Origin of the sequence: Microvirga terrae, from assembly GCF_013307435.2 — a bacterium.
Lineage (GTDB): Bacteria > Pseudomonadota > Alphaproteobacteria > Rhizobiales > Beijerinckiaceae > Microvirga > Microvirga terrae.
Window position 1 is genome coordinate 1,007,568 of sequence record NZ_CP102845.1, and the last position, 20,464, is coordinate 1,028,031.

At 64.5% G+C, this 20,464-nt stretch carries 21 protein-coding genes; 12 read left to right on the plus strand and 9 right to left on the minus strand.

Translation table 11 applies throughout. The features are described from left to right. Positions 1-19: 19 nt before the first annotated feature. A complete protein-coding gene (locus HPT29_RS04670; RefSeq protein WP_173947887.1) occupies positions 20-1,216 on the plus strand; it encodes an O-succinylhomoserine sulfhydrylase in 1,197 nt (398 codons plus the stop codon). Positions 1,217-1,219: 3 nt separating this feature from the next. Here HPT29_RS04670 and HPT29_RS04675 read toward each other — a convergent pair whose 3' ends face one another. Both HPT29_RS04675 and HPT29_RS04680 read right to left on the minus strand, forming a co-directional pair. After that, positions 1,220-2,080: a sulfurtransferase gene (locus tag HPT29_RS04675; RefSeq protein ID WP_173947888.1), complete on the minus strand. Its 861-nt coding sequence runs from the start codon at positions 2,078-2,080 to the stop codon at positions 1,220-1,222. Between the two features lie 36 nt (positions 2,081-2,116). Continuing rightward, on the minus strand, positions 2,117-2,782 hold the full coding sequence (locus tag HPT29_RS04680) for a peroxiredoxin (RefSeq protein WP_173947889.1): 666 nt from the start codon (positions 2,780-2,782) through the stop codon (positions 2,117-2,119). A 693-nt stretch (positions 2,783-3,475) separates the two neighbouring features. Here HPT29_RS04680 and HPT29_RS04685 point away from each other — a divergent pair. The 10 genes from HPT29_RS04685 (at position 3,476) to HPT29_RS04730 (ending at position 12,976) form a co-directional block, all read left to right on the plus strand. After that, positions 3,476-4,507: a sulfate ABC transporter substrate-binding protein gene (locus tag HPT29_RS04685; protein WP_371823200.1), complete on the plus strand. Its 1,032-nt coding sequence runs from the start codon at positions 3,476-3,478 to the stop codon at positions 4,505-4,507. 3 nt (positions 4,508-4,510) lie between these two features. Then, positions 4,511-5,359, plus strand: a complete 849-nt coding sequence (cysT, locus tag HPT29_RS04690; protein ID WP_173947890.1) for a sulfate ABC transporter permease subunit CysT — start codon at positions 4,511-4,513, stop codon at positions 5,357-5,359. Continuing rightward, positions 5,352-6,233 carry a sulfate ABC transporter permease subunit CysW gene (cysW, locus tag HPT29_RS04695; protein WP_173947891.1) on the plus strand — a complete coding sequence of 294 codons (882 nt, stop codon included), beginning with the start codon at positions 5,352-5,354 and terminating at the stop codon, positions 6,231-6,233. Before cysT ends, cysW begins: the two co-directional genes overlap by 8 nt. 13 nt (positions 6,234-6,246) lie before the next feature. After that, positions 6,247-7,284, plus strand: coding sequence for a sulfate/molybdate ABC transporter ATP-binding protein (locus HPT29_RS04700; protein WP_210811492.1), 1,038 nt, complete (start codon positions 6,247-6,249; stop codon positions 7,282-7,284). Positions 7,285-7,470: 186 nt separating this feature from the next. Beyond that, a complete protein-coding gene (locus tag HPT29_RS04705; RefSeq protein WP_259060476.1) occupies positions 7,471-7,983 on the plus strand; it encodes a (2Fe-2S)-binding protein in 513 nt (170 codons plus the stop codon). Continuing rightward, on the plus strand, positions 7,980-8,996 hold the full coding sequence (locus HPT29_RS04710) for an FAD binding domain-containing protein (protein ID WP_173947892.1): 1,017 nt from the start codon (positions 7,980-7,982) through the stop codon (positions 8,994-8,996). Before HPT29_RS04705 ends, HPT29_RS04710 begins: the two co-directional genes overlap by 4 nt. An 11-nt stretch (positions 8,997-9,007) precedes the next feature. Continuing rightward, positions 9,008-11,245: a xanthine dehydrogenase family protein molybdopterin-binding subunit gene (locus tag HPT29_RS04715; RefSeq protein ID WP_173947893.1), complete on the plus strand. Its 2,238-nt coding sequence runs from the start codon at positions 9,008-9,010 to the stop codon at positions 11,243-11,245. A 68-nt stretch (positions 11,246-11,313) separates the two neighbouring features. Then, the gene (locus HPT29_RS04720) at positions 11,314-11,688 is read left to right on the plus strand and encodes an XdhC family protein (RefSeq protein WP_173947894.1); all 375 of its coding nucleotides are present in this window, start codon (positions 11,314-11,316) and stop codon (positions 11,686-11,688) included. Next, complete coding sequence (locus HPT29_RS04725; protein WP_173947895.1) at positions 11,685-12,392, plus strand: XdhC family protein; 708 nt, start codon at positions 11,685-11,687, stop codon at positions 12,390-12,392. Before HPT29_RS04720 ends, HPT29_RS04725 begins: the two co-directional genes overlap by 4 nt. Next, entirely contained in the window at positions 12,389-12,976 is a 588-nt protein-coding gene (locus HPT29_RS04730) for a nucleotidyltransferase family protein (RefSeq protein WP_173947896.1), read from the plus strand. Before HPT29_RS04725 ends, HPT29_RS04730 begins: the two co-directional genes overlap by 4 nt. Here HPT29_RS04730 and HPT29_RS04735 read toward each other — a convergent pair. The 4 genes from HPT29_RS04735 to HPT29_RS04750 all read right to left on the minus strand — a co-directional run bounded on the left by HPT29_RS04735 (position 12,973) and on the right by HPT29_RS04750 (position 16,662). Beyond that, entirely contained in the window at positions 12,973-13,833 is an 861-nt protein-coding gene (locus HPT29_RS04735) for a glucose 1-dehydrogenase (protein WP_173947897.1), read from the minus strand. The two genes, HPT29_RS04730 and HPT29_RS04735, sit on opposite strands and share 4 nt — an antisense overlap. Positions 13,834-13,858: 25 nt before the next feature. Beyond that, positions 13,859-15,046 (minus strand): SMP-30/gluconolactonase/LRE family protein, encoded by a 1,188-nt coding sequence (locus HPT29_RS04740; RefSeq protein ID WP_173947898.1) that lies wholly within the window; start codon positions 15,044-15,046, stop codon positions 13,859-13,861. Between the two features lie 193 nt (positions 15,047-15,239). Beyond that, positions 15,240-15,692: a hypothetical protein gene (locus tag HPT29_RS04745; RefSeq protein WP_173947899.1), complete on the minus strand. Its 453-nt coding sequence runs from the start codon at positions 15,690-15,692 to the stop codon at positions 15,240-15,242. A 487-nt stretch (positions 15,693-16,179) separates the two neighbouring features. Then, positions 16,180-16,662 (minus strand): NUDIX hydrolase, encoded by a 483-nt coding sequence (locus HPT29_RS04750; RefSeq protein ID WP_173947900.1) that lies wholly within the window; start codon positions 16,660-16,662, stop codon positions 16,180-16,182. A 91-nt stretch (positions 16,663-16,753) separates the two neighbouring features. Here HPT29_RS04750 and HPT29_RS04755 point away from each other — a divergent pair, with 91 nt between their 5' ends. Then, positions 16,754-18,277 (plus strand): CYTH and CHAD domain-containing protein, encoded by a 1,524-nt coding sequence (locus tag HPT29_RS04755; protein WP_173947901.1) that lies wholly within the window; start codon positions 16,754-16,756, stop codon positions 18,275-18,277. 35 nt (positions 18,278-18,312) lie between these two features. Here the strand turns inward: HPT29_RS04755 and HPT29_RS04760 are convergent, their stop codons facing one another. The 3 genes from HPT29_RS04760 to HPT29_RS04770 form a co-directional block, all read right to left on the minus strand. Beyond that, on the minus strand, positions 18,313-18,540 hold the full coding sequence (locus tag HPT29_RS04760; RefSeq protein WP_173947902.1) for a hypothetical protein: 228 nt from the start codon (positions 18,538-18,540) through the stop codon (positions 18,313-18,315). A gap of 247 nt (positions 18,541-18,787) precedes the next feature. Then, positions 18,788-19,468, minus strand: coding sequence for a hypothetical protein (locus tag HPT29_RS04765; protein ID WP_173947903.1), 681 nt, complete (start codon positions 19,466-19,468; stop codon positions 18,788-18,790). Between the two features lie 88 nt (positions 19,469-19,556). Further along, positions 19,557-20,459, minus strand: a complete 903-nt coding sequence (locus HPT29_RS04770) for a dihydrodipicolinate synthase family protein (protein ID WP_173947904.1) — start codon at positions 20,457-20,459, stop codon at positions 19,557-19,559. Between the last annotated feature and the right edge of the window lie 5 nt (positions 20,460-20,464).

Here is a 20,464-nt window from a genome sequence, read left to right on the forward strand (position 1 = left end):
CAAGGTTGAAGGAAGACCCATGAGCGAGCGTTCCCCGCGAAACCGGTCCCTGCATGCGCAGACCCGACTTGTCCATGACGGCACGCTGCGCTCGGATTTCGGCGAGACCTCCGAGGCGCTCTTCCTCACGCAGGGCCACGTCTATGAAAGCGCCGAGGACTGCGAAGCCCGCTTTACCGGGGAGAGTCCCGGGTTTCTCTACGCCCGCTTCTCGAACCCGACCGTCACGATGTTCGAGCAGCGGATGGCCTCCTTCGAAGGCGCTGAAGCCGCGCGCGCGACCGCGACCGGCATGGCCGCCGTGACGGCGGCCCTCATGGGCCTGCTGCAGGCGGGCGACCACATCGTTGCGGCCCGGGCCCTCTTCGGCTCCTGCCGCTATGTCGTGGCCGAACTCCTGCCGCGATTCGGCGTGGCCGCCACTCTGGTCGACGGAACGGATCTCGATGCGTGGCGCAACGCGGTGCGGCCGGAGACGAAAGTGTTTTTCCTGGAAAGCCCGGCCAATCCCACGCTCGAAGTCATCGACATCGAAGCCGTCGCGGGCATCGCCCGCCGGGCCGGAGCGAAATTCGTGGTCGACAACGTGTTCTCATCCCCGATCTGGCAAAAGCCGCTGCGGCTCGGTGCCGATTGCGTGGTGTATTCGGCCACCAAGCATATCGACGGGCAGGGGCGCTGCCTCGGCGGCGTAATTCTTGCCTCCGAGGAGTTCATCCAGACCCACGTTCACACCCTGCTGCGGCAGACCGGCCCGTCGATGTCGCCGTTCAACGCCTGGGTGCTTCTGAAGAGCCTGGAAACGCTGCCCCTGCGGGTGGAGCGCCAGACCCTGACGGCCGCCGCCGTCGCCGATGCCCTGGCGGGACATTCCAAGATCCGCCGCCTGATCTATCCGGGCCGGGCCGATCATCCGCAGGCGGACATCATTGCCCGGCAGATGACGGGCGGCTCGACCCTGATCGCCCTGGAGATCGAAGGAGGCAAGGCCGGGGCCTTCCGCTTCCTGAACGCCCTCGAACTCATCCGGATCTCCAACAATCTCGGCGATGCCAAGAGCCTCATCACCCATCCGGCCACGACGACGCACCAGCGCTTCACACCGGAGGAGAGGGCGGAGATGGGAGTCTCCGAAGGGCTGGTCAGGCTGTCGATTGGCCTTGAGCACGAGGATGACCTGATCGACGATCTGCTGCAGGCGCTCGAGCCGGTTTGATGGTTATCGGACGAGGTCCGGATCCGTGACGACGGGCCTGCTGGAATCCTGCGCCCATTCCGACATCGAGCCGTCGTAGAGCCTGACGTCCGGCCGCCCGAGCAATGCCGAGAGAACGAACCAGTTGGTCGAGGCGAGGTGGCCGGTGTTGCAGTAGCTGATCACCGGTCCGGGCGGTATGTCGCCGAAGAGCCGTTCGAGGTCGGCGAAGGGCCGCAACTGACCCGTGCCCGGCTGGAAGGCCTTCGCCTGATCCAGATGGACGGCGCCCGGCAGGCGGCCGGCGCGGGCGACTTGCGGACTTTTGTCTCGGCCCTCGAACTGCGCCTGCGAGCGCCCGTCGAGAAGTGTCGCTTCGGTTCGCTCAAGGGCCGTCTCGACGGCATCGATCTTGGCTCTCGAGCCTTCGTCGAGCCGGACGGGGTAAGGGGCGCTTTCCGTCGGCACCGCCGGTCCTGTTTCGACTGCATTTCCGCTGTCGTGCCAGGCCCGGTAGCCGCCGTCGAGGATCGAGACCCGCTCATGACCTGCGGTCTTCAAGGTCCAGAAGACCCGGGCCGCCGCACTGAAATCGGATGGAGCCTCTCCGGCCGACACAATGATCGCCTGGCGCTCGGGTGTGAGGCCGATGCGGCTCAGGATGCCGGATAAGTGCGCAATGTCCGGCAGAAGGCCGCCGGCGCCTCCCGCCGCGACACGCCAGCCGTCCGCGGCGTAGTCGCTGTGAACGGCGCCGGGGATGTGCCCCGCCTCGAAGGACGCCCGGCCGCCGCTCTCCGTCGACCGGATATCCACGACCAGGATCGATCGATCGCCGGGACGACCGGTGAGCCATTCGAGAGAGACGAGCGGTGCCGTGGTCATGGTCAGCAGAGGCCGAGAGCAGGGACAGGGATGGGATCAGTTCGCCTTCGGCTGCGGCACGATGCGCAGATAGGGCTTGGGCGCCTTCCAGCCGCCCGGATAGAGTCCCTTGGCCTCCTCGTCCGAGACCGAGCCCGCGATGATGACGTCCTCGCCTTGCTTCCAGTTCGCCGGAGTCGCAACGCGATGCTTTGCCGTGAGCTGGAGGGAGTCGATGACCCGCAGCACCTCGTCGAAGTTGCGGCCCGTGGTCATGGGATAGACCAGGACCAGCTTGATCTTCTTGTCCGGGCCGATGATGAAGACGTTGCGGACCGTCTGGTTGTCGGCGGCCGTCCGCCCCTCCGCCGTGTCGCCTGCTTGGGCCGGCAGCATGCCATAGAGCTTTGAAATCGAGAGGTCCTGGTCGCCGATGATCGGATAATTGACGGCCGCCCCTTGCGTCTCTTCGATGTCGCGCGCCCAGGCCGCGTGCTTCTCGACCGGATCGACGGAAAAGCCGATCACCTTCACGCCGCGTCGGTCGAATTCCGGCTTCAGGCGCGCCACTTCGCCCAATTCGGTGGTGCAGACGGGCGTGAAGTTTTTCGGATGAGAAAACAGTACCGCCCAGGAATCGCCGATCCACTCATGGAAACGGATGGGGCCATCCGTCGTGACCGTTTCGAAGTCAGGGGCGGTCTGTCCGATTTGAAGTGTCATCGCGGGATTCCTTCTGCGCAGTGCATCTGTTGGCTGATCGTCAAGTCTACAAAGCAGGGTGCAGTCTCACTCTTCCGATCCCGTGCGCGCTGCCGATTCGCGGTCGTTCCCAAGAAGCAAGTTACAAACCCTCGCGGAGCCCGGCACGAGAGTCGAAACGACCCCAGTGCCTGACGAGACGGTGCGGGCCAGCCGGTGCATGTTCTCGCGCCCGACTGGCCTGATGGAAGTGTTGTTCCAGCGGGAGCAGGAGTCAATAAAAATGTTCTTTTTAAAGAACAACTTTTTAGGGTAAGATTCATCTCCGGAACGGAGCCTTCGTGGCACAACGTTCTCGAAGAGCGTAGTTTTGGCTCAAACCAGACAAGAAATCGCCGGCTTCCGCAACGGCGGCTGAAATAAGAATGATCGTGCGTTGTGGAGGCACAAACGAGAACGATTTTCCTTCGAATGACTTGCCGGACTGAAATAGATTTCCACGATCAGGCCAGTCCGAGGTGCATCAACGGCATCATTGATCTCGAAATTGAGAAGGGGCCGCCTCGCTCAATTTGACAATCGTTCTTTTTAACGGATAGTTCTTTGCTTCGTTCCAGACAAGCGTCGGTCGGACGTTTCATAGATCGAGCCGCCGCGGTCAAAGCCCAGGAGGGTCACGTGCAAAACAGAGTCTCGCAAGGCAGGTTCTTGAATATCGCCAGTGAGAGCCGACCCTTCCGCCTGCGGTCCGTCGTGGCTGCGCTGGTGATCGGCGGCGCTGGTCTCCTGACCTTGTCCGGCGCGGTGTCGGCGCAGACGCAACTGCTGAACGTGTCCTACGATCCGACCCGTGAGCTTTACCGCGAGATCAATCAGGCCTTCGCGGACGAGTGGAAGGCGCAGACCGGCGAGGCGGTCAATGTCCGCGCGTCGCACGGCGGATCGGGCGCGCAGGCCCGCACGGTGATCGACGGGATCGACGCCGATGTGGTGACGCTCGGCATTCCCTCCGACATCGACGCGATTGCCAAGGCCACCAAGAAGATCCCGACCGACTGGCGCAGCAGGCTGCCCAACAATTCACTGCCCTACACGTCGACCGTCGTCTTCCTGGTCCGCAAGGGGAATCCGAAGGGCATCAAGGACTGGGATGATCTGGTGAAGCCGGGCATTCAGGTCATCACGCCGAATCCGAAGACGTCTGCCGGCGGACGTTGGAATTTCCTCGCCGCCTGGGGCTATTCCCACGCGAAGGACGGGAGCGCCGACAAGGCGAAAGAGTTCGTCACCGCGCTCTACAGGAACGTGCCCGTGCTCGATACCGGGGCGCGCGGATCGACCGTGACCTTCGCGCAGCGCGCGCTCGGGGACGTGCTGCCGGCCTGGGAGAACGAGGCCTTCCTCGTGCTCGACGAGTTCGGTCGCGACAAGTTCGAGATCGTGGTGCCGACCCTGTCGATTCTCGCCGAGCCTCCGGTGGCGCTCGTCGATGCGAACGTGGACGCCAAAGGCACGCGCAAGGTCGCCGAGGGTTACCTCAAGTTCCTCTATTCCGATAAGGCTCAGGCGATCTTCGCCAAGCACCATTACCGTCCGAGCAAGGCCGAGGCGGCCAAGCCTGAGGACCTCGCGGCCCTGCCGAACCTGAAGCTGTTCACAATCGAATCCCTGCAGGGTAACTGGGACGATATCCAGAAGAACAATTTCGACTCGGGCGGGCTCTTCGACCAGATCAGCAAGCGTTGATCCATGCGGTCCGGCACCCTTCTGCCTCTGAAACAAGCGAGCGTGATGCCGGGCTTCGGCATCACGCTCGGCTACACTCTGATCTATCTCAGCCTCCTCGTGCTCCTGCCGCTCGGCGCGCTCATCGCCAAGGCCTCGGGGATCGGCCTGTCCGGCATCGTCGCGGTCGCCGCCGAGCCCCGGGTTGCGACTGCGCTCTGGACGAGCTTCAGCATCTCGCTCGTCGCGGCCGCCGTGGCGTCCCTGTTCGGGCTCCTGGTCGCCTGGGTCCTGACCCGATACGACTTTCCCGGCCGCAGGATCGTCGACGCGATCGTCGATCTGCCTTTCGCCCTTCCGACCGCCGTGGCCGGCATCGCGCTGGCGGCGCTCTACGCGCCGAACGGCTGGGTGGGCTCTTTCCTCGAGCCTCTCGGCCTCAAGGTGGCCTATACGCCTCTCGGCATCTTCGTCGCCCTGGTGTTCATCGGGCTGCCCTTCGCGGTCCGGACGGTTCAGCCCCTGATCGCCGAAAGCGAGCGCGAACTGGAGGAGGCCTCCGCACTGCTGGGGGCGTCCCGGTGGCGGACCGTCTGGAGCATACTTCTCCCGCCGCTCCTCCCCGGCGTACTGACCGGTTTCGCGCTCGCCTTCGCCCGCGCCGTGGGCGAATACGGCTCGGTGATTTTCATCGCGGGGAACCTGCCCTATGTGTCGGAGATCGCCCCGCTGCTGATCGTGATCAAGCTGTCCGAATACGACTATACCGGAGCGACGGTGATCGCGACGATCATGCTGGCGATCTCGTTTGCGGCGCTGCTGGTGATCAACCTGCTTCAAGCCTGGAGCCGGAGGAGGTTCGGTCATGTCTGACGCGAGCGTTGCCCTTCTCGCCCCGCCTTCGTCGTCAGTCCCGGTCGTGACGGAGCGGCGCTGGGTGCGGCGGCTGACCATCGCGGTCGCGCTCATCTTCCTGTTCCTGTTCCTGATCCTTCCGCTCGCCGTCATCTTCGTGGAAGCGTTCCGTCGTGGATGGGCCGGCTACCTCGCGGCCTTCCAGGAGGCGGACGCACAGGCGGCGATCAGGCTCACGCTGACGGTCGCGGCGATCTCCGTTCCGGCGAACGTCGCGTTCGGCCTCGCGGCCTCGTGGGCTATCGCCAAGTTCGAGTTCAAGGGCAAGAGCCTGCTGATCACCCTGATCGACCTGCCGTTCTCCGTCTCGCCGGTCGTCTCCGGCCTCATCTACCTGCTCCTTTTCGGCGCTCAGGGGCTGTGGGGATCATGGATCATGGCGCATGGCATCAAGATCGCCTTCGCGCTGCCGGGCATCGTGCTGGCCACCATCTTCGTGACGTTCCCCTTCGTGGCGCGACAGTTGATCCCGCTCATGCAGGAGCAGGGCACCGCGGACGAGGAGGCCGCCCTGACGCTAGGCGCGAGCGGCTGGCGCACCTTCCTCACCGTGACGCTGCCCAACATCAAATGGGGACTGCTCTACGGCGTCCTGCTCTGCAATGCCCGCGCCATGGGCGAGTTCGGCGCCGTATCCGTCGTCTCGGGGCACATCCGCGGCCTGACCAACACCATCCCGCTCCATGTGGAGATTCTCTACAATGAGTACAACTTCGTTGCGGCCTTTGCCGTCGCCTCGCTCCTCGCTTGCCTCGCCCTCCTCACATTGGCGCTCAAGTCTTTCCTCGAATGGCGTCACGGAGCCGATCTCGCCGGAGGCCCGCATCGCTGATCAGAGCCAGGCCGTGGGCATCCGGGTTGCCGGCGTGACGAAGGCGTTCGCGGGCGCCGCCGCTCTCCACGACGTCGACCTCGCCGTCCGACCCGGAGAACTCCTGGCCCTGCTCGGGCCGTCGGGCTCCGGAAAGACCACGCTCCTGCGCATCATCGCGGGATTGGTGGAGGCGGATCGCGGGCAGGTCTTCTTCGGCGGCTTGGATGCCACCACGCTGCCGGTGCAGAAGCGTCAGGTCGGTTTCGTCTTCCAGCATTATGCTCTGTTCAAGCACATGAGCGTCGCCGACAACATCGCCTACGGGCTGCATGTTCGCACGCGGGCGAACCGCCCGCCCAAGGCCGAGATCCGGCGCCGCACCTCGGAGCTGCTCGATCTGGTTCAGCTGTCCGGCTATGAAAGCCGGTTCCCGGCGCAGCTCTCCGGCGGCCAGCGGCAGCGCGTCGCCCTGGCCCGCGCGCTGGCCGTCGAGCCACGCGTCCTCTTGCTCGACGAGCCCTTCGGCGCCCTCGACGCCAAGGTGCGCAAGGACCTCCGCGCCTGGCTGCGCGACATCCATGAGCGCACCGGAAAGACCACGGTCTTCGTCACGCACGATCAGGACGAGGCCCTCGAGCTGGCGGACCGCGTCGCGGTCCTTAATCAGGGCAGGGTGGAGCAGGTCGGTAGCCCCGACGACATGCAGGATCATCCTGCGACGCCTTTCGTCATGACTTTTCTCGGCCAGGCCGCCCGGTTCCCGGCGGACATCCGCGACGGACGGGTGCTGGTCCATGGAAAGCCTGTGCCGGTCGCTCCTGCGAGATCCGTCGGCGGCTCGTCCCATCTCTATTGCCGTCCCTGGCACCTGAAGCCGACGGCTCCCGGCCAGGGTCACCAGACGGGCACCATCAGCGGGGTTCGACGGCTCGGGTCCATGCGGCGGGTCGAGGTCTCGCACGCCGACGGGGCGAAGCTCGAGGTCGAGGTTCCTCTGGCGACGAGCCTGCGTCAAGGCGAGGAGATCGGTCTCGAGATCCTGGGCGGCGTGCTCTTTCCGGAGCCGTGATGCTCCCGACAGGTGGATCGAAGCGCCGCCATCCGCCACGCCTCATCGCCAGCGCTCACCAGGAACCTGGGCAGATTTGAACCGTTGAAAGGTGGCTGCGGACGGTCGTCGTCCCTGTGGCCGCCATCGCCTCAGCCTGTTCCGTCCTGGCCTGAACGATCGCTTTTCATCTCGAGGAGGCTCAGGGTGAGTGCAAGCCAGTCAAGCGCGCCTCTGCCGGAAACAATTTCCATCACCCTGACGGTCAACGGCGAAGCCCGGCAGCTCGACGTGCTGCCCTGGACGGTTCTGCTCGACCTGCTGCGGGATCATCTCGGCCTGACCGGAACCAAGAAGGGCTGCGATCACGGACAATGCGGAGCCTGCACGGTGATCGTCGACGGCCGGCGGATCAACTCCTGCATGGCCTTCGCGGCCATGAAGGACGGAGCACACATCACCACGGTCGAGGGCTTGGCGAAGGGGGGAGACCTGCATCCCCTGCAGCAGGCTTTCATCGATCACGATGCCTTTCAATGCGGCTACTGCACGCCCGGGCAGATCTGCTCGGGGGTCGCTCTGATCGAGGAGGGGCGGGCGCGCACGCGCGACGAGATCCGCGAGCTCATGAGCGGCAACATCTGCCGCTGCGGGGCCTATACGAACATCGTCGATGCCATCGAACAGGTGATCGGGTTCGACGGGGAGGCCGGGCGATGAACCGTTTTTCCTACCTGCGCGCGTCGAGCGTCGAGCAAGCTGTCCGGGAGGCCGCGGCCGATCCGACGGTCCGCTTCATCGCCGGCGGTACCAATCTCATCGATCTGATGAAGTACAACGTGGAGCGTCCCGAACGGCTGATCGACATCACGCGGCTGCCCCTGGATCAGATCGCCGAGACGGATGGCGGCGGCCTGCGGATCGGCGCCCTGGTGACAAACGACCAGGCCGCCTACGATAAGCGCGTCACGGACCGCTACCCGCTTCTGTCCAGCGCCATCCTGGCCGGAGCATCGCCGCAGCTGCGCAATGCCGCGACGACGGGCGGCAATCTCCTGCAGCGGACCCGCTGCTATTATTTCTACGACCCCGGCACGCCCTGCAACAAGCGCGAGCCGGGCACGGGCTGCCCGGCGATCACGGGCCGCAACCGCATCCACGCCATTCTGGGAACCAGCGAGCACTGCATCGCCACGCATCCGTCCGACATGGCAGTCGCGATGGCGGCCCTGGAGGCCGTAGTCCACGTGACGGGTCCCGACGGCGAGCGGGCGATCCCGGTGTCCGATTTCCACCGCCTGCCGGACGACCGGCCCGAGATCGACACCACCCTGCGGCATGGGGAGATCATCACGTCCGTGGAACTGCCGCCGGCGGATTTCAGCCGCAACTATACCTATCTCAAGCTGCGCGACCGCCTCTCCTATGCTTTCGCGCTCGTCTCCGTCGCGGCTGCCCTCCGCATGGAGGGAGACACCATCGCCGAGGCGAGGCTCGCGCTCGGCGGCGTTGCGCACAAACCCTGGCGCGACCGGGAGGCGGAAGCTCTCCTGCACGGACAACCGGCTACCCGCGATCGCTTCAGCGCGGTTGCCGACCACATCCTGAAGGATGCCAAGGGCCACGAGGACAACGCGTTCAAGATCGATCTCGCCAGACGGGCAATCATTCGCGCCCTCTCGCAGGCTGCGGCCGGAACGCCCCAGTCTCAAACCGACAAGCGGATCCAGTGAGGGCAGGGCCCATGCAGCAGGCAAACGCTTACATCGGCACTCCTCAGAACCGCGTGGACGGCCGCGCCAAGGTCACGGGCGAGGCGAAATACGCGGCGGAATTCGACGCGCCGGACCTCGCCTACGGGATCGTTGTCTCGGGCGCCATTGCCAAGGGGCGGATCGCGTCGATTGACACGTCAGCGGCGCTCGCCGTGCCGGGCGTGCTGCAGGTCTTCACGCACGAGAACCGGCCCCGGACGGCCTGGTTCGACCACAAGTTCCGGGACGAGACGGCGCCCCCAGGATCGCCCTTCCGGCCGCTTTATGACGACAAGGTGATTTATAGCGGCCAGCCAGTCGCCCTCGTCATCGCCGAGTCGTTCGAGCTTGCCGCCCATGCGGCCTCGCTCGTGCGGGTCGCGTACGAGACCGACGCCCACATGACCGATCTCGATCTCCGGCGGAGCGAGGCCTATGTGCCGCCGAAGAAGCGCTCGGGCGTCAAGGCGCCGCCGAGCCCGCGCGGCGATGCCGAAGACGCCTTCGCCCAGGCGCCCGTGAAGGTCCATGCGGAATACCGGGTCGCCATCGAGCACCACAATCCGATGGAGCCTCATGCCTCGACGGTCGTCTACGGAGACGACGGCTCGCTCACCATCCACGACAAGACACAAGGAGCGCAGAACAGCCAGAGCTACGTGTCGAGCGTCTTCGGCCTCTCCAGCGACCAGGTTCGCGTGGTGTCGCCCTTCATCGGCGGAGCCTTCGGATCCGGCCTGCGCCCGCAATACCAGCTGTTCCTGGCCGTCATGGCGGCGCTCGAGCTCAAGCGCTCGGTCCGCGTGGTCCTGACCCGCGACCAGATGTTCACCTTCGGCTACAGGCCCCTGACGATCCAGACGGTCTCGCTGGGAGCCAACCCGGACGGGAAGCTCGTGTCCATCATGCACGATGCCATCCAGACCACCTCCACCTTCGAGGATTATCAGGAGGTCGTCGTGAACTGGGCGAACCTCCTCTACCATTGCGACAACGTCAAGCTGACCTACAAGCTGGCGCAGGTGGATACCTACACGCCCATCGACATGCGTGCTCCTGGAGCGGCCATCGGCGTCGCGGCTATCGAAACCGCCATGGACGAACTGGCCTATGCGGCCGGCATCGATCCCATCGAGCTGCGGCTGCGGAATTACGCCGAGGTGGATGAGGCCGACAAGAAGACCTTCACGAGCAAGGAGCTCAGGGCCTGCTACCAGGTAGGGGCCGAGCGCTTCGGCTGGGCCAAGCGCAACCCCGAGCCCCGCTCCATGCGCGAGGGGCGCGAACTCGTCGGCTGGGGCATGGCGACAGGCGTGTGGGAAGCCATCATGCAGAAGACCGCAGCGCGTGCGGTCCTAACCCTTGACGGCACGCTCGAAGTCGCCACCGCGACCACGGATATCGGCACCGGCACCTACACGATCCTGACCCAGATCGCTGCAGAGACCCTGGGGCTTCCCATGGCGGCGGTGACCGCGAAGATCGGGGACTCCAGCCTGCCGAAATCGCCCGTCCAGGGTGGGTCATGGACGGCCGCCTCCTCGGGCTCGGCGGTGCAGAAGGCCTGCCAGACGATTCGGGAGCAGCTCTTCAAGCATGCCCGTCAGATGGACGACTCGCCTCTGGCCAATTCCAGCCTCGAGCAGGTGACGTTCGCCGACGGGCGGATCCAGCTGATGAGCGACCCGACTGCCTTCGTGACCTTTGCGCAGGCCATGCAGGCCGGCGGCGTCGACAGGATCGAAGCGGAGGAAAAGGCCAGCCCCGGCATGCTGACGAACATGCGCTATTCCGGCTACTCCCATTCTGCCATCTTCGCGGAGGTCAGGGTCGACGAGGAGCTGGGCACCATCCGGGTGACCAGGATCGTCAATGCCGTTGCGGCCGGGACGATCCTCAACCCCAAGACGGCGCGCAGCCAGATCATGGGCGGCGTCGTGTTCGGCATCGGCATGGCGCTGGAAGAGGAATCCATGCTCGACCATGATCTCGGGCGCTTCATGAACCACAATCTTGCCGAGTACCACGTTCCGGTGAATGCGGACATCCACGAGATCGACGTGATCTTCGTGTCCGAGCACGAGGAGAAGCTGAACCCTCTGGGCATCAAGGGCGTGGGCGAAATCGGCGTCGTCGGAACCGCCGCGGCGATCGGAAACGCGATCTTCCATGCCACGGGAAAACGTGTCCGCGAATACCCGATCACCATCGACAAGCTGCTCGGATAGGCTGAGCTGTCCGGTATGTTCGGAACGGCGGATTGCCTTCGGGCCACGGCGTTCTACTTGGAGCCGGCATGATCACGAGCGATGCGGACATCCTGAAGGAAGCCGAAGACTGGAAGCGCTCCGGCCGGGGCGTTGCGGTGGCCACCGTCATCGAGACCTGGGGATCCGCGCCCCGTCCCGTCGGCAGCCATCTCGTCATCGACCATGACGCCAATTTCCTCGGTTCCGTCTCGGGCGGCTGCGTCGAGGGCGCGGTCATCACGGAAGCCATGGATGTGATCGCCGACGGACGGGCCAGGGTGCTGGAGTTCGGGGTCGCGGACGAGACCGCCTGGCAGGTCGGGCTCACCTGCGGCGGGCGCATTCGCATTTATCTCGAGCGAGTTGAGGACGGGTCCGCGGGCCCTGCATGGGGTCATGGCTCGGATCGGGCGCTTCGATGAACCTCGATCTTCTCACGGCCCTGAACAAGGAAGGCGCCGCTCGCCGTGCGGCTGTTCTGATCACGGAGGTGGACACCGGACGTCAGCGCCTCGTCCGCGAGACGGACGTTGCAGGCGATCCCCTGCGCCACCGCCTTGAGGAGCACCTCGACCTTCGCAAGAGCGGCCTCGTTGAGCAGGACGGACGACAGTTCTTTCTGAACGTGCAGGTTCCGTCCATCAAGCTCCTCGTCATCGGGGCGGTTCATGTGGGCCAGGCGCTCGCCCCGATGGCGGCGGGGCTCGACCTTGCCGTCACGATTATCGATCCGCGCAGCGCCTTTGCCACGCCTGAGCGCTTTCCGGGTGTGAACCTGCTGCCGGAATGGCCGGATGACGCTCTGACGCGCATCGGTCTCGACCGCCATACGGCAGTTCTGACGCTCACGCATGATCCGAAGATCGACGATCGTGCCCTTGTGGAGGCCCTCAGGTCCGACTGCTTCTACATCGGTGCGCTCGGGTCGCGGAAGTCCCATGCGCAGCGGCTGGATCGCCTGCGCGCGGGCGGTTTCGGAGAGGAGGATCTTGCCCGCATTCATGGGCCGGTGGGTCTCAACATCGGGGCAGTGTCTCCGGCGGAGATCGCCGTCTCCATCCTGGCCGAGATCATCTCCCTCCTGCGCAGGGAGCGCAGGATCGCGCGCGAGGCCGCGTCGCGATGAACACCATCGCGGCGATCATCCTGGCGGCGGGACGCGGAACGCGGTTCGGCCCCGCCCCCAAACTGCTGGCGCTCCTCGACGGAACACCCCTGGTCCGACACGTGACGGAGGCAGCCGTCCGATCCTCGGCCAGGCCGGTGATCGTCGTGACGGGCCATCGCGCGGATGACGTGGAAGCGGCGGTCAGGACACAACCAGTCCAAGTGACGCGCAACAGCGTTTTCGCCGATGGTCTCTCAACGTCGCTTCTGGCCGGCTTTTCAGCATTGCCCCCCGGCATCGAGGCGGCCATCGTCCTGTTGGGAGACATGCCGCTGGTGACGGCGGACCTCATCGACGAACTTGCGGCCGCCTGGCGCGGATCGGGACAGCCCGCGGCCCTGATCCCGGTGTTCGATGGGCAGAGAGGAAATCCGGTCGTCCTCTCGAGAGCTTTGGAAGATCCCATCAGAGAGCTGTCAGGCGATGCCGGGGCGGGCCGGATCCTGCGCGACCATCCGGGAGTGGTGGAATGGCCCGTGAAGAGCCCATCCATCCTCCAGGACATCGACACGCCGAACGAGTTGCGATCTCTGCAAATTTAGAGGATCGGCTTGCCGCCGGTCACCGCAATGGTGGCGCCTGAGACATAGCTCGAATCCGGCTCCGCCAGCATTACATAAGCGGATGCCAGCTCTCTTGGCTGCCCGGGACGCTTCATCGGCACCTGCGAGCCGAACTCCTTCACCTTCTCCGGCGGCATGGTGGAGGGGATGAGAGGTGTCCAGATCGGACCGGGAGCCACGCAGTTCACGCGAATGTTTTTCTCGGCGAGCAGCTGCGCCAGACCGCCGGTGAAATTCTGGATGGCTCCCTTGGTGGTGGCATAGGCCAGGAGCTGCGGGCTCGGCGTGTCGGCGTTCACGGAGGTGGTGTTGATGATCGCGCTGCCTTCAGGCATGTGCGGCACGGCAGCCTTGCAGAGATAGAACATCGCGTGGATGTTGGTGCGGAAGGTAACGTCCCATTCCTCGTCGCTGATCTCCTCGATGGAGGTGAACGAGGCCTGATGGGCCGCGTTGTTGACCAGAATGTCGATGCGGCCGAACTCCTTCACGGCGCGATCGACGATGGCGCGGCAATGGGCCGGATCCTTGATGTCGCCGGGCATGAGGAGGGCCTTGCGACCGGCCGCCTCGACGAGGCGCTGTGTCTCGCGGGCGTCCTCCTCCTCGTTGTAATAGCTGATCAGCACATCTGCACCCTCGCGGGCATAAGCGAGAGCCACGGCGCGCCCGATGCCGCTGTCGCCGCCGGTGATGATCGCCTTCTTGTCAGCCAGACGTCCGGAGCCCTTGTAGCTGTCCTCGCCATAGTCGGGCTGCGGGTCCATGGCGGCGCTGGAGCCGGGCATGGGCTGCTTCTGATCGGGGAAAGGTGGTTTCGGGAAATCCTGAGCCATCGTCGTGGTCCTTGCAAACGGGGCGTTACTGCTGCGGCTGCGCCGGCGTGTTGAGGGACCCGGTCGCTTCGGCGCTGTCGAGCTTCATGCGCCAAAGCTGGGTCGGCAGGTTCTTCGGAGCGTCGGGCTTGTAGGTGGCCGAGTCCTGGATGCGCGAGGTCGTGAAGTAGAGCGTGCCATCCGGCCCTTCGGCGAGGCTGTCCGGCCAGCGAAGCTGCTTGTCCCGGACCAGAATGGTGGGGCGGCTGCCCTGGGCGCCGCTGAGAACCCGAACCTTCAGGGCATCGTCTTCCGGCGCGGTTACGATCATCCGGTCGCCGCGGCGCGTGATCAGCAGACCATCGGCCACTCCGTTCTCGCCGACGGTTTCGACTTTGGCCGCGATGTCGCGATCCGTGCCCTGCGCATTCTCCAGGGCATCCGTGGCGATCCGGTAGAGCGTCTTGCCCTTGATCGCCTGCCAGTAGAGGTGCCGCCCATCCGGGGTCAGGGCGATGCCATCGGCGGCGAATTCGACGCCACGCCCATCGGGACGGCGCAGCACTTGACCATCCGCCTTCACCTGCACGTCCTTCTCAACCTGGGTGCTGGGATGGCCGTCGAGCACGCGACGGGCCTTGCCGCTTTGCAGATCGACAACGATGAGAGCGCCCTTCACGCCGGAATCCGTGAGATAGGCGTGGCGCCCGTCGGGAGAGAAGCGCACGTCGTTAAGATAGGATCCTTGTGGCGCGACCTGCTCAGTGAACGAGATGGTCTGACTCGGCTGGTTTGTCTTCAGGTCGATCTTCACGAGCTTGGGACCGCCTGCGACCACCTTGTCCTGCGCCGGAGCGGCAGGATCGAGCACCCAGAGATTGCCTTGGCTGTCGGCCACCACGCTCTGCACGCAGACCCAGTGCTCCTGTGGCGCCATCTCGTCCTTCCTGGCATTGCGCCATTCGTTCCAGACTTGATCCGGATATGGCCTGAGAGAACCGTCCTTCATCACCTCGGCGACCGAGACAGGGGAGTCCTCGGTCCAGCGCGGAAAATTCACGAAGATGCGCCCGTCCTGGGAAACGGCCACGCCTGTGACCTGATGGTCGAAGGTCGCAACCTGTTCGAAGGGCTGCTGCGATGACGATTGCTGAGCCATGGCGGAACCGAGGCTTGTGGATGTCACGAGAGCGATGCCGAGCAGAAGCGTCGCAGGATGTGGAGCGTAGCGCATGAAGCCTCCTGTGCGATGTCGTGGAGGGGAGGTGCCGCGCACATCTCCCATGGCTCTTCAACCGGACGGGGCTCTCGTCGTTCCACGATGAACTTCCCTTCTGCTGCCTTCGCGGGACATGTTGACCCCTTTGACCCACCTTCTCACGATGCCGCCACCATCATGTTATCTCGACGGCGAGAACCTGAGACCATCACTCCTGCAGCATCGTGCGAGCCGGTTCTTCCTCCAGGGCCCGCTTGATCTCATCGCGGCCCGGCGTTCCGTTCTGCAGAGCCTTGTCCAGATTCTTGGCGTATTGTTCCATGCGCTTGGGGGGCAGGAGCAGGTCAGTGAGATCGACGACCGCCTCCACCGGGGCCGAGCCGCGTTCGGCGAGCGCGCGTGATAGGCGCCTTGTCCCGCCAGGCTCACAACCTTTCACCCCGCGTTCAGGAGCTCGGCCGATGGCATCCGGGTTCGGAATTCCGATCGATTGTGTCTGCGCGAAGGACGCATGGTGTGGAAGGTTGCGATTCGAAGGCTTCGTCTCGGCCTCCGGTTCTTCCTGCACGTCCACGGGAATCGCCACATGCGCGACACCCCGGTGGCTCAGCGCCACGCGGCAGGCGAGTTCGATTGCGCTCTCCACATGCATGGGACTCATGATCCGAGCCGTTGTGAAGGGCTCACCGTGATGGCCGTCTGCCGGTATGCGCCGGATCAGCTGAACTCATGGATGCCTGCGTTGTTCCGGTTCGCGCAGATCGGACCGATCCGACGGGGAGCGGAGTAGATGGCGATCATCGTCCCGCTTCGCCCAAGGCCGTTCTGACGGAGAGGCGGCAGATCTCATATCCTGACCGGAGAGTGGTTTTGAGCTGGCCCTGGGCTTATGGACAAGGACCCGGGATCACGCGGCGCCAGCTTGCATACCCGATACGCCAGAACCTTGGTTCCGATGAAATGCACCGGCTGCCCCGAGGGCTCCAGCGACGGGTTCAAGATGGTTCCGAAGAAGCGTGTACGTGATCCGACTGGAGAGCCGATGCGCTTTGGCCTGTTGTTCACGATGATGCTCATTCCCTTCTAGGGAAATGAACCCCGTAGAAGCGGCATGATTGAGCCCCAACTCACTTCACCGTCGCTCAGTCTCAACCCGCGGACCGGATCCCCGCTTCATCTGATGGATCGCGGTTCGGGTGAAAGCCGAGGAGGATCTTCTTCAACTCCGGCTCTGACACGAAGCCTGCCGCATTGTCGATGCTCATCCATCTTGTTTCCCGCTCCCCTTTCTCGGGCCAATGTGGCGCCTGATGGTCGACGTGGAGCGGGAAGACCTCGACGGTGCACGGCACCTGTCGCCCAAGGCCAAGGCGCTTGCGGTACCGAAACGACCCTATGGCTCTCGGGTCCCCGGACCCGACCAAGCCTGCTTCTTCGAAAGCCTCGCGCGCCGCACTCTCATGAGGCTCAAGCCCTGGGATCGGCCAGCCTTTCGGAACCATCCAGCGCTTGCGTCCGCGGGTCGTCACGAGCATTACCCTGAGAGAGCCATCATCGCTCCACCTGAACGGCAGGGCTCCGAACTGCTGATAGGATTTGCGGAAGGGATGAAATGCTCTCTGCAAGACCATGGCTTGGCGGCTCTCCCGGTGTCCCGCTCATCATGGAACCGCTCTGATGGCTTGACGTTCCGAACCTCAGTGATAGATCCTGAGATGACCCATGCAAGCCAGACCGAGCCCTCCCCAGGAAGTCGAGCTGAAGCTGGAGGCCATGCCTTCTGAGCTCGGGAGGGTGCTGGCTCATCCGCTCCTCACCGAAAGGTCCGACAGCGCCAGAACGCAGACCCTCCACTCGACCTATTTCGATACGCCGGATCACACGCTGCGGCAGGCTGGGATCTCGCTCCGGGTCAGGCGCGATGGAGAGCGGCGCATCCAGACGATCAAAGCCGCTCGGCGGTCCAATAGCGTCGCCGTGGCTCGGAACGAGTGGGAACACGAAGTTGAAAGCGACAGCCCTGACTATGCCCTCGCGAAAGGCACTGCCCTCGAACCGCTCCTTGAGCACAGCGACAGGATCGAACCGGTCTTCCATGTGACCACAGAACGAAGGCTCCGCGACATTGCGTATGGGGATTCCGCGATTGAGGTTGCGGCCGACAGCTGCACGATAGAGGGAAAGGAGCGGACGACGTCTTTTGGGGAGCTGGAGCTTGAACTCAAGGATGGAACACCGGCCGAGCTGTTTCAGCTCGCTTTGGCGCTCTCAACGGCAACACCTCTGCGCTTGAGTTTCAAGACCAAGGCTGAGCGTGGCTACGAGGCCGCCTCGGGCGAACAGCCGACACGCATCAAGGCAGCCCCTGTCGTCCTCAAGCGCAAAATGACGAGCGCTACGGCCTTTCAAACGATTGCCGCGTCCTGTCTGCAGCACCTGATGGCCAACGAGGCGATCGTCCGGCGTGTGCCAGAGGCCGATGCCGTCCATCAGATGCGGGTCGCGCTGCGGCGGCTCCGGGCCGCCATTACCCTGTTCAAGGCCGTTGTCGAGGACGAGCGGCGGGATCCGATCCGGGCCGAGCTCAAATGGATGGCCAATGTGCTGGGTGAGGCACGCGACCTGGACGTCTATATCACCACGGTCCTTGAGCCCGCGCGGGATCGGTTCGGCACTGACCAGAGTTACAAGAGCCTCCTCGCTGAGTACCAGAAACGGCGCGACCGGGCATACGACACGGCTCGAGAGACAATTTCATCTCCTCGCTTCATGACAAGTGTTCTGGAGACGGCGGCCTGGATCGAGGCTGGGGACTGGCTTGAGGGCGGTGGCAAGGCCGCCCGCAAGCTTCGAACACGGCCTGTCGCGATACTGGCCGGCGAGGAGCTCGGACGGAGGCGGAAAAAAATCATCAAGCGCGGCAGGCACCTTGTTGAACTCGACCCCGAAGAGCGCCATCAGGTGCGGATCGAGATCAAGAAGCTTCGATATGCAACCGAGTTCTTCGAAAGCCTGTTCAAAGGCGGTGGCGCGAAAAAGAGGAAGCGGAAGGCCTTGAGTGCGCTCGAGGCGCTCCAGGAGACATTGGGGGAGCTCAACGACATCGCCGTGGGATCCCATATGGACTCGTCGCCGACCGCCGACGCCATCCATCAGGAGCAGATAACCCGGGTCGATGGCCTACTGGCCGATGCAGTGGGACAGTATCAGAAGCTCGCTTCGCTTGAACCTTTCTGGCGGTCCTGAGGATCCCTCGACAGGCCGGTCAATTGCATAGCCTGTCACGCCCGTCCGGCACAGGGTCCGATAGAGTTCACATCCTCGCCGGAGTCAGGTTCATGAATCGCGCTTATCACAGCCGTGATCATAGCGTCGGCGGCCCGATCAGACTCATTGATGAGATCCGTCATCTGCGGCTGCCCATCACGGAAGGTGATCAGGAGTGCCCCCGTTGGCTCTCCTTGTTCACGCAGGTGGCGCAGAAGGGCTTTCCGATTGAGCTTGCGCATGATCCGATCCCCTGAAGTGGGCGAGCGGCATCTATCCATAAGCTTATGACATCCTGGTAACACATGATCCCCGGAACCAGATTCTCGGCCGACCAGGGACGTGAATACTCCCCTCTCGCACGCGCACCACACGGCAGTTCATCGTGGAGAAGTCTGCCAGGTCATGGTGCAGGGGGGCACGAGGGGCCTTCAACCACCCTGCCATCTGACTGACATCTGATCCTATCTCGGTTCCGGATCCATGGCTCTAGCGTCCCGCCGCCTTCCCAGGCATGCCCAAGAGAGCGTCCATGGCTTCCTCGCCCCAGCCCCCAGTGATGCCCGCCTTGTCGGCCATGCGCCAGTAAAGCGGCAGCCAGAGCACGTTGAAGGCGACGAGGAAGAAGCTCGCATGGACGGCGAGCGTGGTCGGGTCGGTGCGCGCGAACGCGGCCGCGACGATGGCACCGCTGCCCATCCCTCCCCAGAGGATCATGGTCTGGCTGAGCAGACTGAACGCCAGGAGAGGGATCGGTGCCACGTCCAGTCGCCGGACCAGCATCATCGTGCCGATGATGCCGACGCCGAACCCGGTCGCGGATTCCGCGAAAGGGCCGATCAGGAAGCAGGCCGTGAACAGGAGCCGGCGTCTGGCGCGCGCATCGGGCAAGGTCGCCTCGACCGGCATGGCGGCGTTGCCGGGCCTGATCGCCATTTGCCAGAACAGCAGGCCGCCGAGGATGTAGGGCACCACGATCCAGCCGATCCATGCGCCGCGCGCAAGGGCGATCACGGCATCCGGTCCCCGGAAATCAAGCGGGGCCGTCGTGAGCGCGACAAGGAGCGCGGCGGACAGGCCGAGGAGCGAGGCTGCAAGCGTGCCGAGCCGCCCATTCGCGATCGCGGCAATGACCGCGACTGCGGGGAGCGTCCATAGGATATAGGTCAACCGGAAGCCGTCTCTTGCGCGGCTCCATCTACCTGGAGACAGAGCCGCCGCATATCGGTCGCGTGACGTATCATGAATGGTATTCCGATCACCCTGTGACGTGGGTCGGCAGACGTGCCAGCGTGTCGGCGACCTGACGCTTAGCCGTGTCGGGTAGGGGCAGGATGGGCCGTGGCGGCTCGGTGCGGCAGATGTCGAGCAACTCGGCCAGCTCGTAGACGACGCGCAGGCTGGAGTACTGCCTGAAGAGTGCCCACAGCGGTTCAAGCATGCCGTCAAGCCTGCGTGCCTCGGCGGCATCGCCCTGTTGGGCCGCCCTGACGAGCTTCAGGCACACGCCCGGCAACAGTCCGCCGAGGACGCTGTACCAGGTATCGGCTCCGGCGAGCATGGTCTCCGCCGCCGTCCAGTCCGCGCTGCACCCGATCGAGAAATCCTGGGGGGCGATCGCACGCTGGCTAGCCAGGTGCTGGGCCGTATCATTGGCGCCGACACCCGGATTCTTGATGGCCACGATGCCGGGCACCTTTGCGAGACGGGCGACGAGCTCCGTCGTGAACTTGAAGTGCGTCGTGCCTGGGTTGTCGTAGATCACAACCGGCAGGCTACTTTCTCGCGCGACGGTCGAGAAGTGCTCGAACACCTCGTCGTCGGTGAGCGGCGTGTAGGACGCGGCCGAGAGCAGGCCCGCCGCCGCGCCGATGTCCCTGGCGTCCTGGGCAAGCCCGACCGCCTCATCGGTGCGCAACGCACCGATCCCGGCGATGATCGGGGTCCGGCCGGAGGCCTCTTCCAGGGCCGCCTCGATCGCCCGCCGCCGTTCGTCGCGGGTCAGGTACATGTAGATCCCAGTGCTGCCGAGCAGGCCGATGGAATCGACCTCGGCGGCAACCAGGCGGGCCACCAGCCTGCGCAGCACAGTGGTGTCTACGCGGCCGGCAGCGTCGGTGGGCGTGATCGGAAAAGCCGATAGACCGTTGGGAAGACTCATGATGG

Coding starts and splice junctions, on each gene's coding strand:
- HPT29_RS04670 (WP_173947887.1), top strand. CDS start 20: ATGAGCGAGCGTTCCCCGCGAAACCGGTCCCTGCATGCGCAGACCCGA.
- HPT29_RS04675 (WP_173947888.1), bottom strand. CDS start 2,080: ATGACCACGGCACCGCTCGTCTCTCTCGAATGGCTCACCGGTCGTCCC.
- HPT29_RS04680 (WP_173947889.1), bottom strand. CDS start 2,782: ATGACACTTCAAATCGGACAGACCGCCCCTGACTTCGAAACGGTCACG.
- cysT (WP_173947890.1), top strand. CDS start 4,511: ATGCGGTCCGGCACCCTTCTGCCTCTGAAACAAGCGAGCGTGATGCCG.
- cysW (WP_173947891.1), top strand. CDS start 5,352: ATGTCTGACGCGAGCGTTGCCCTTCTCGCCCCGCCTTCGTCGTCAGTC.
- HPT29_RS04710 (WP_173947892.1), top strand. CDS start 7,980: ATGAACCGTTTTTCCTACCTGCGCGCGTCGAGCGTCGAGCAAGCTGTC.
- HPT29_RS04715 (WP_173947893.1), top strand. CDS start 9,008: ATGCAGCAGGCAAACGCTTACATCGGCACTCCTCAGAACCGCGTGGAC.
- HPT29_RS04720 (WP_173947894.1), top strand. CDS start 11,314: ATGATCACGAGCGATGCGGACATCCTGAAGGAAGCCGAAGACTGGAAG.
- HPT29_RS04725 (WP_173947895.1), top strand. CDS start 11,685: ATGAACCTCGATCTTCTCACGGCCCTGAACAAGGAAGGCGCCGCTCGC.
- HPT29_RS04730 (WP_173947896.1), top strand. CDS start 12,389: ATGAACACCATCGCGGCGATCATCCTGGCGGCGGGACGCGGAACGCGG.
- HPT29_RS04735 (WP_173947897.1), bottom strand. CDS start 13,833: ATGGCTCAGGATTTCCCGAAACCACCTTTCCCCGATCAGAAGCAGCCC.
- HPT29_RS04740 (WP_173947898.1), bottom strand. CDS start 15,046: ATGCGCTACGCTCCACATCCTGCGACGCTTCTGCTCGGCATCGCTCTC.
- HPT29_RS04745 (WP_173947899.1), bottom strand. CDS start 15,692: ATGAGTCCCATGCATGTGGAGAGCGCAATCGAACTCGCCTGCCGCGTG.
- HPT29_RS04750 (WP_173947900.1), bottom strand. CDS start 16,662: ATGGTCTTGCAGAGAGCATTTCATCCCTTCCGCAAATCCTATCAGCAG.
- HPT29_RS04755 (WP_173947901.1), top strand. CDS start 16,754: ATGCAAGCCAGACCGAGCCCTCCCCAGGAAGTCGAGCTGAAGCTGGAG.
- HPT29_RS04760 (WP_173947902.1), bottom strand. CDS start 18,540: ATGCGCAAGCTCAATCGGAAAGCCCTTCTGCGCCACCTGCGTGAACAA.
- HPT29_RS04770 (WP_173947904.1), bottom strand. CDS start 20,459: ATGAGTCTTCCCAACGGTCTATCGGCTTTTCCGATCACGCCCACCGAC.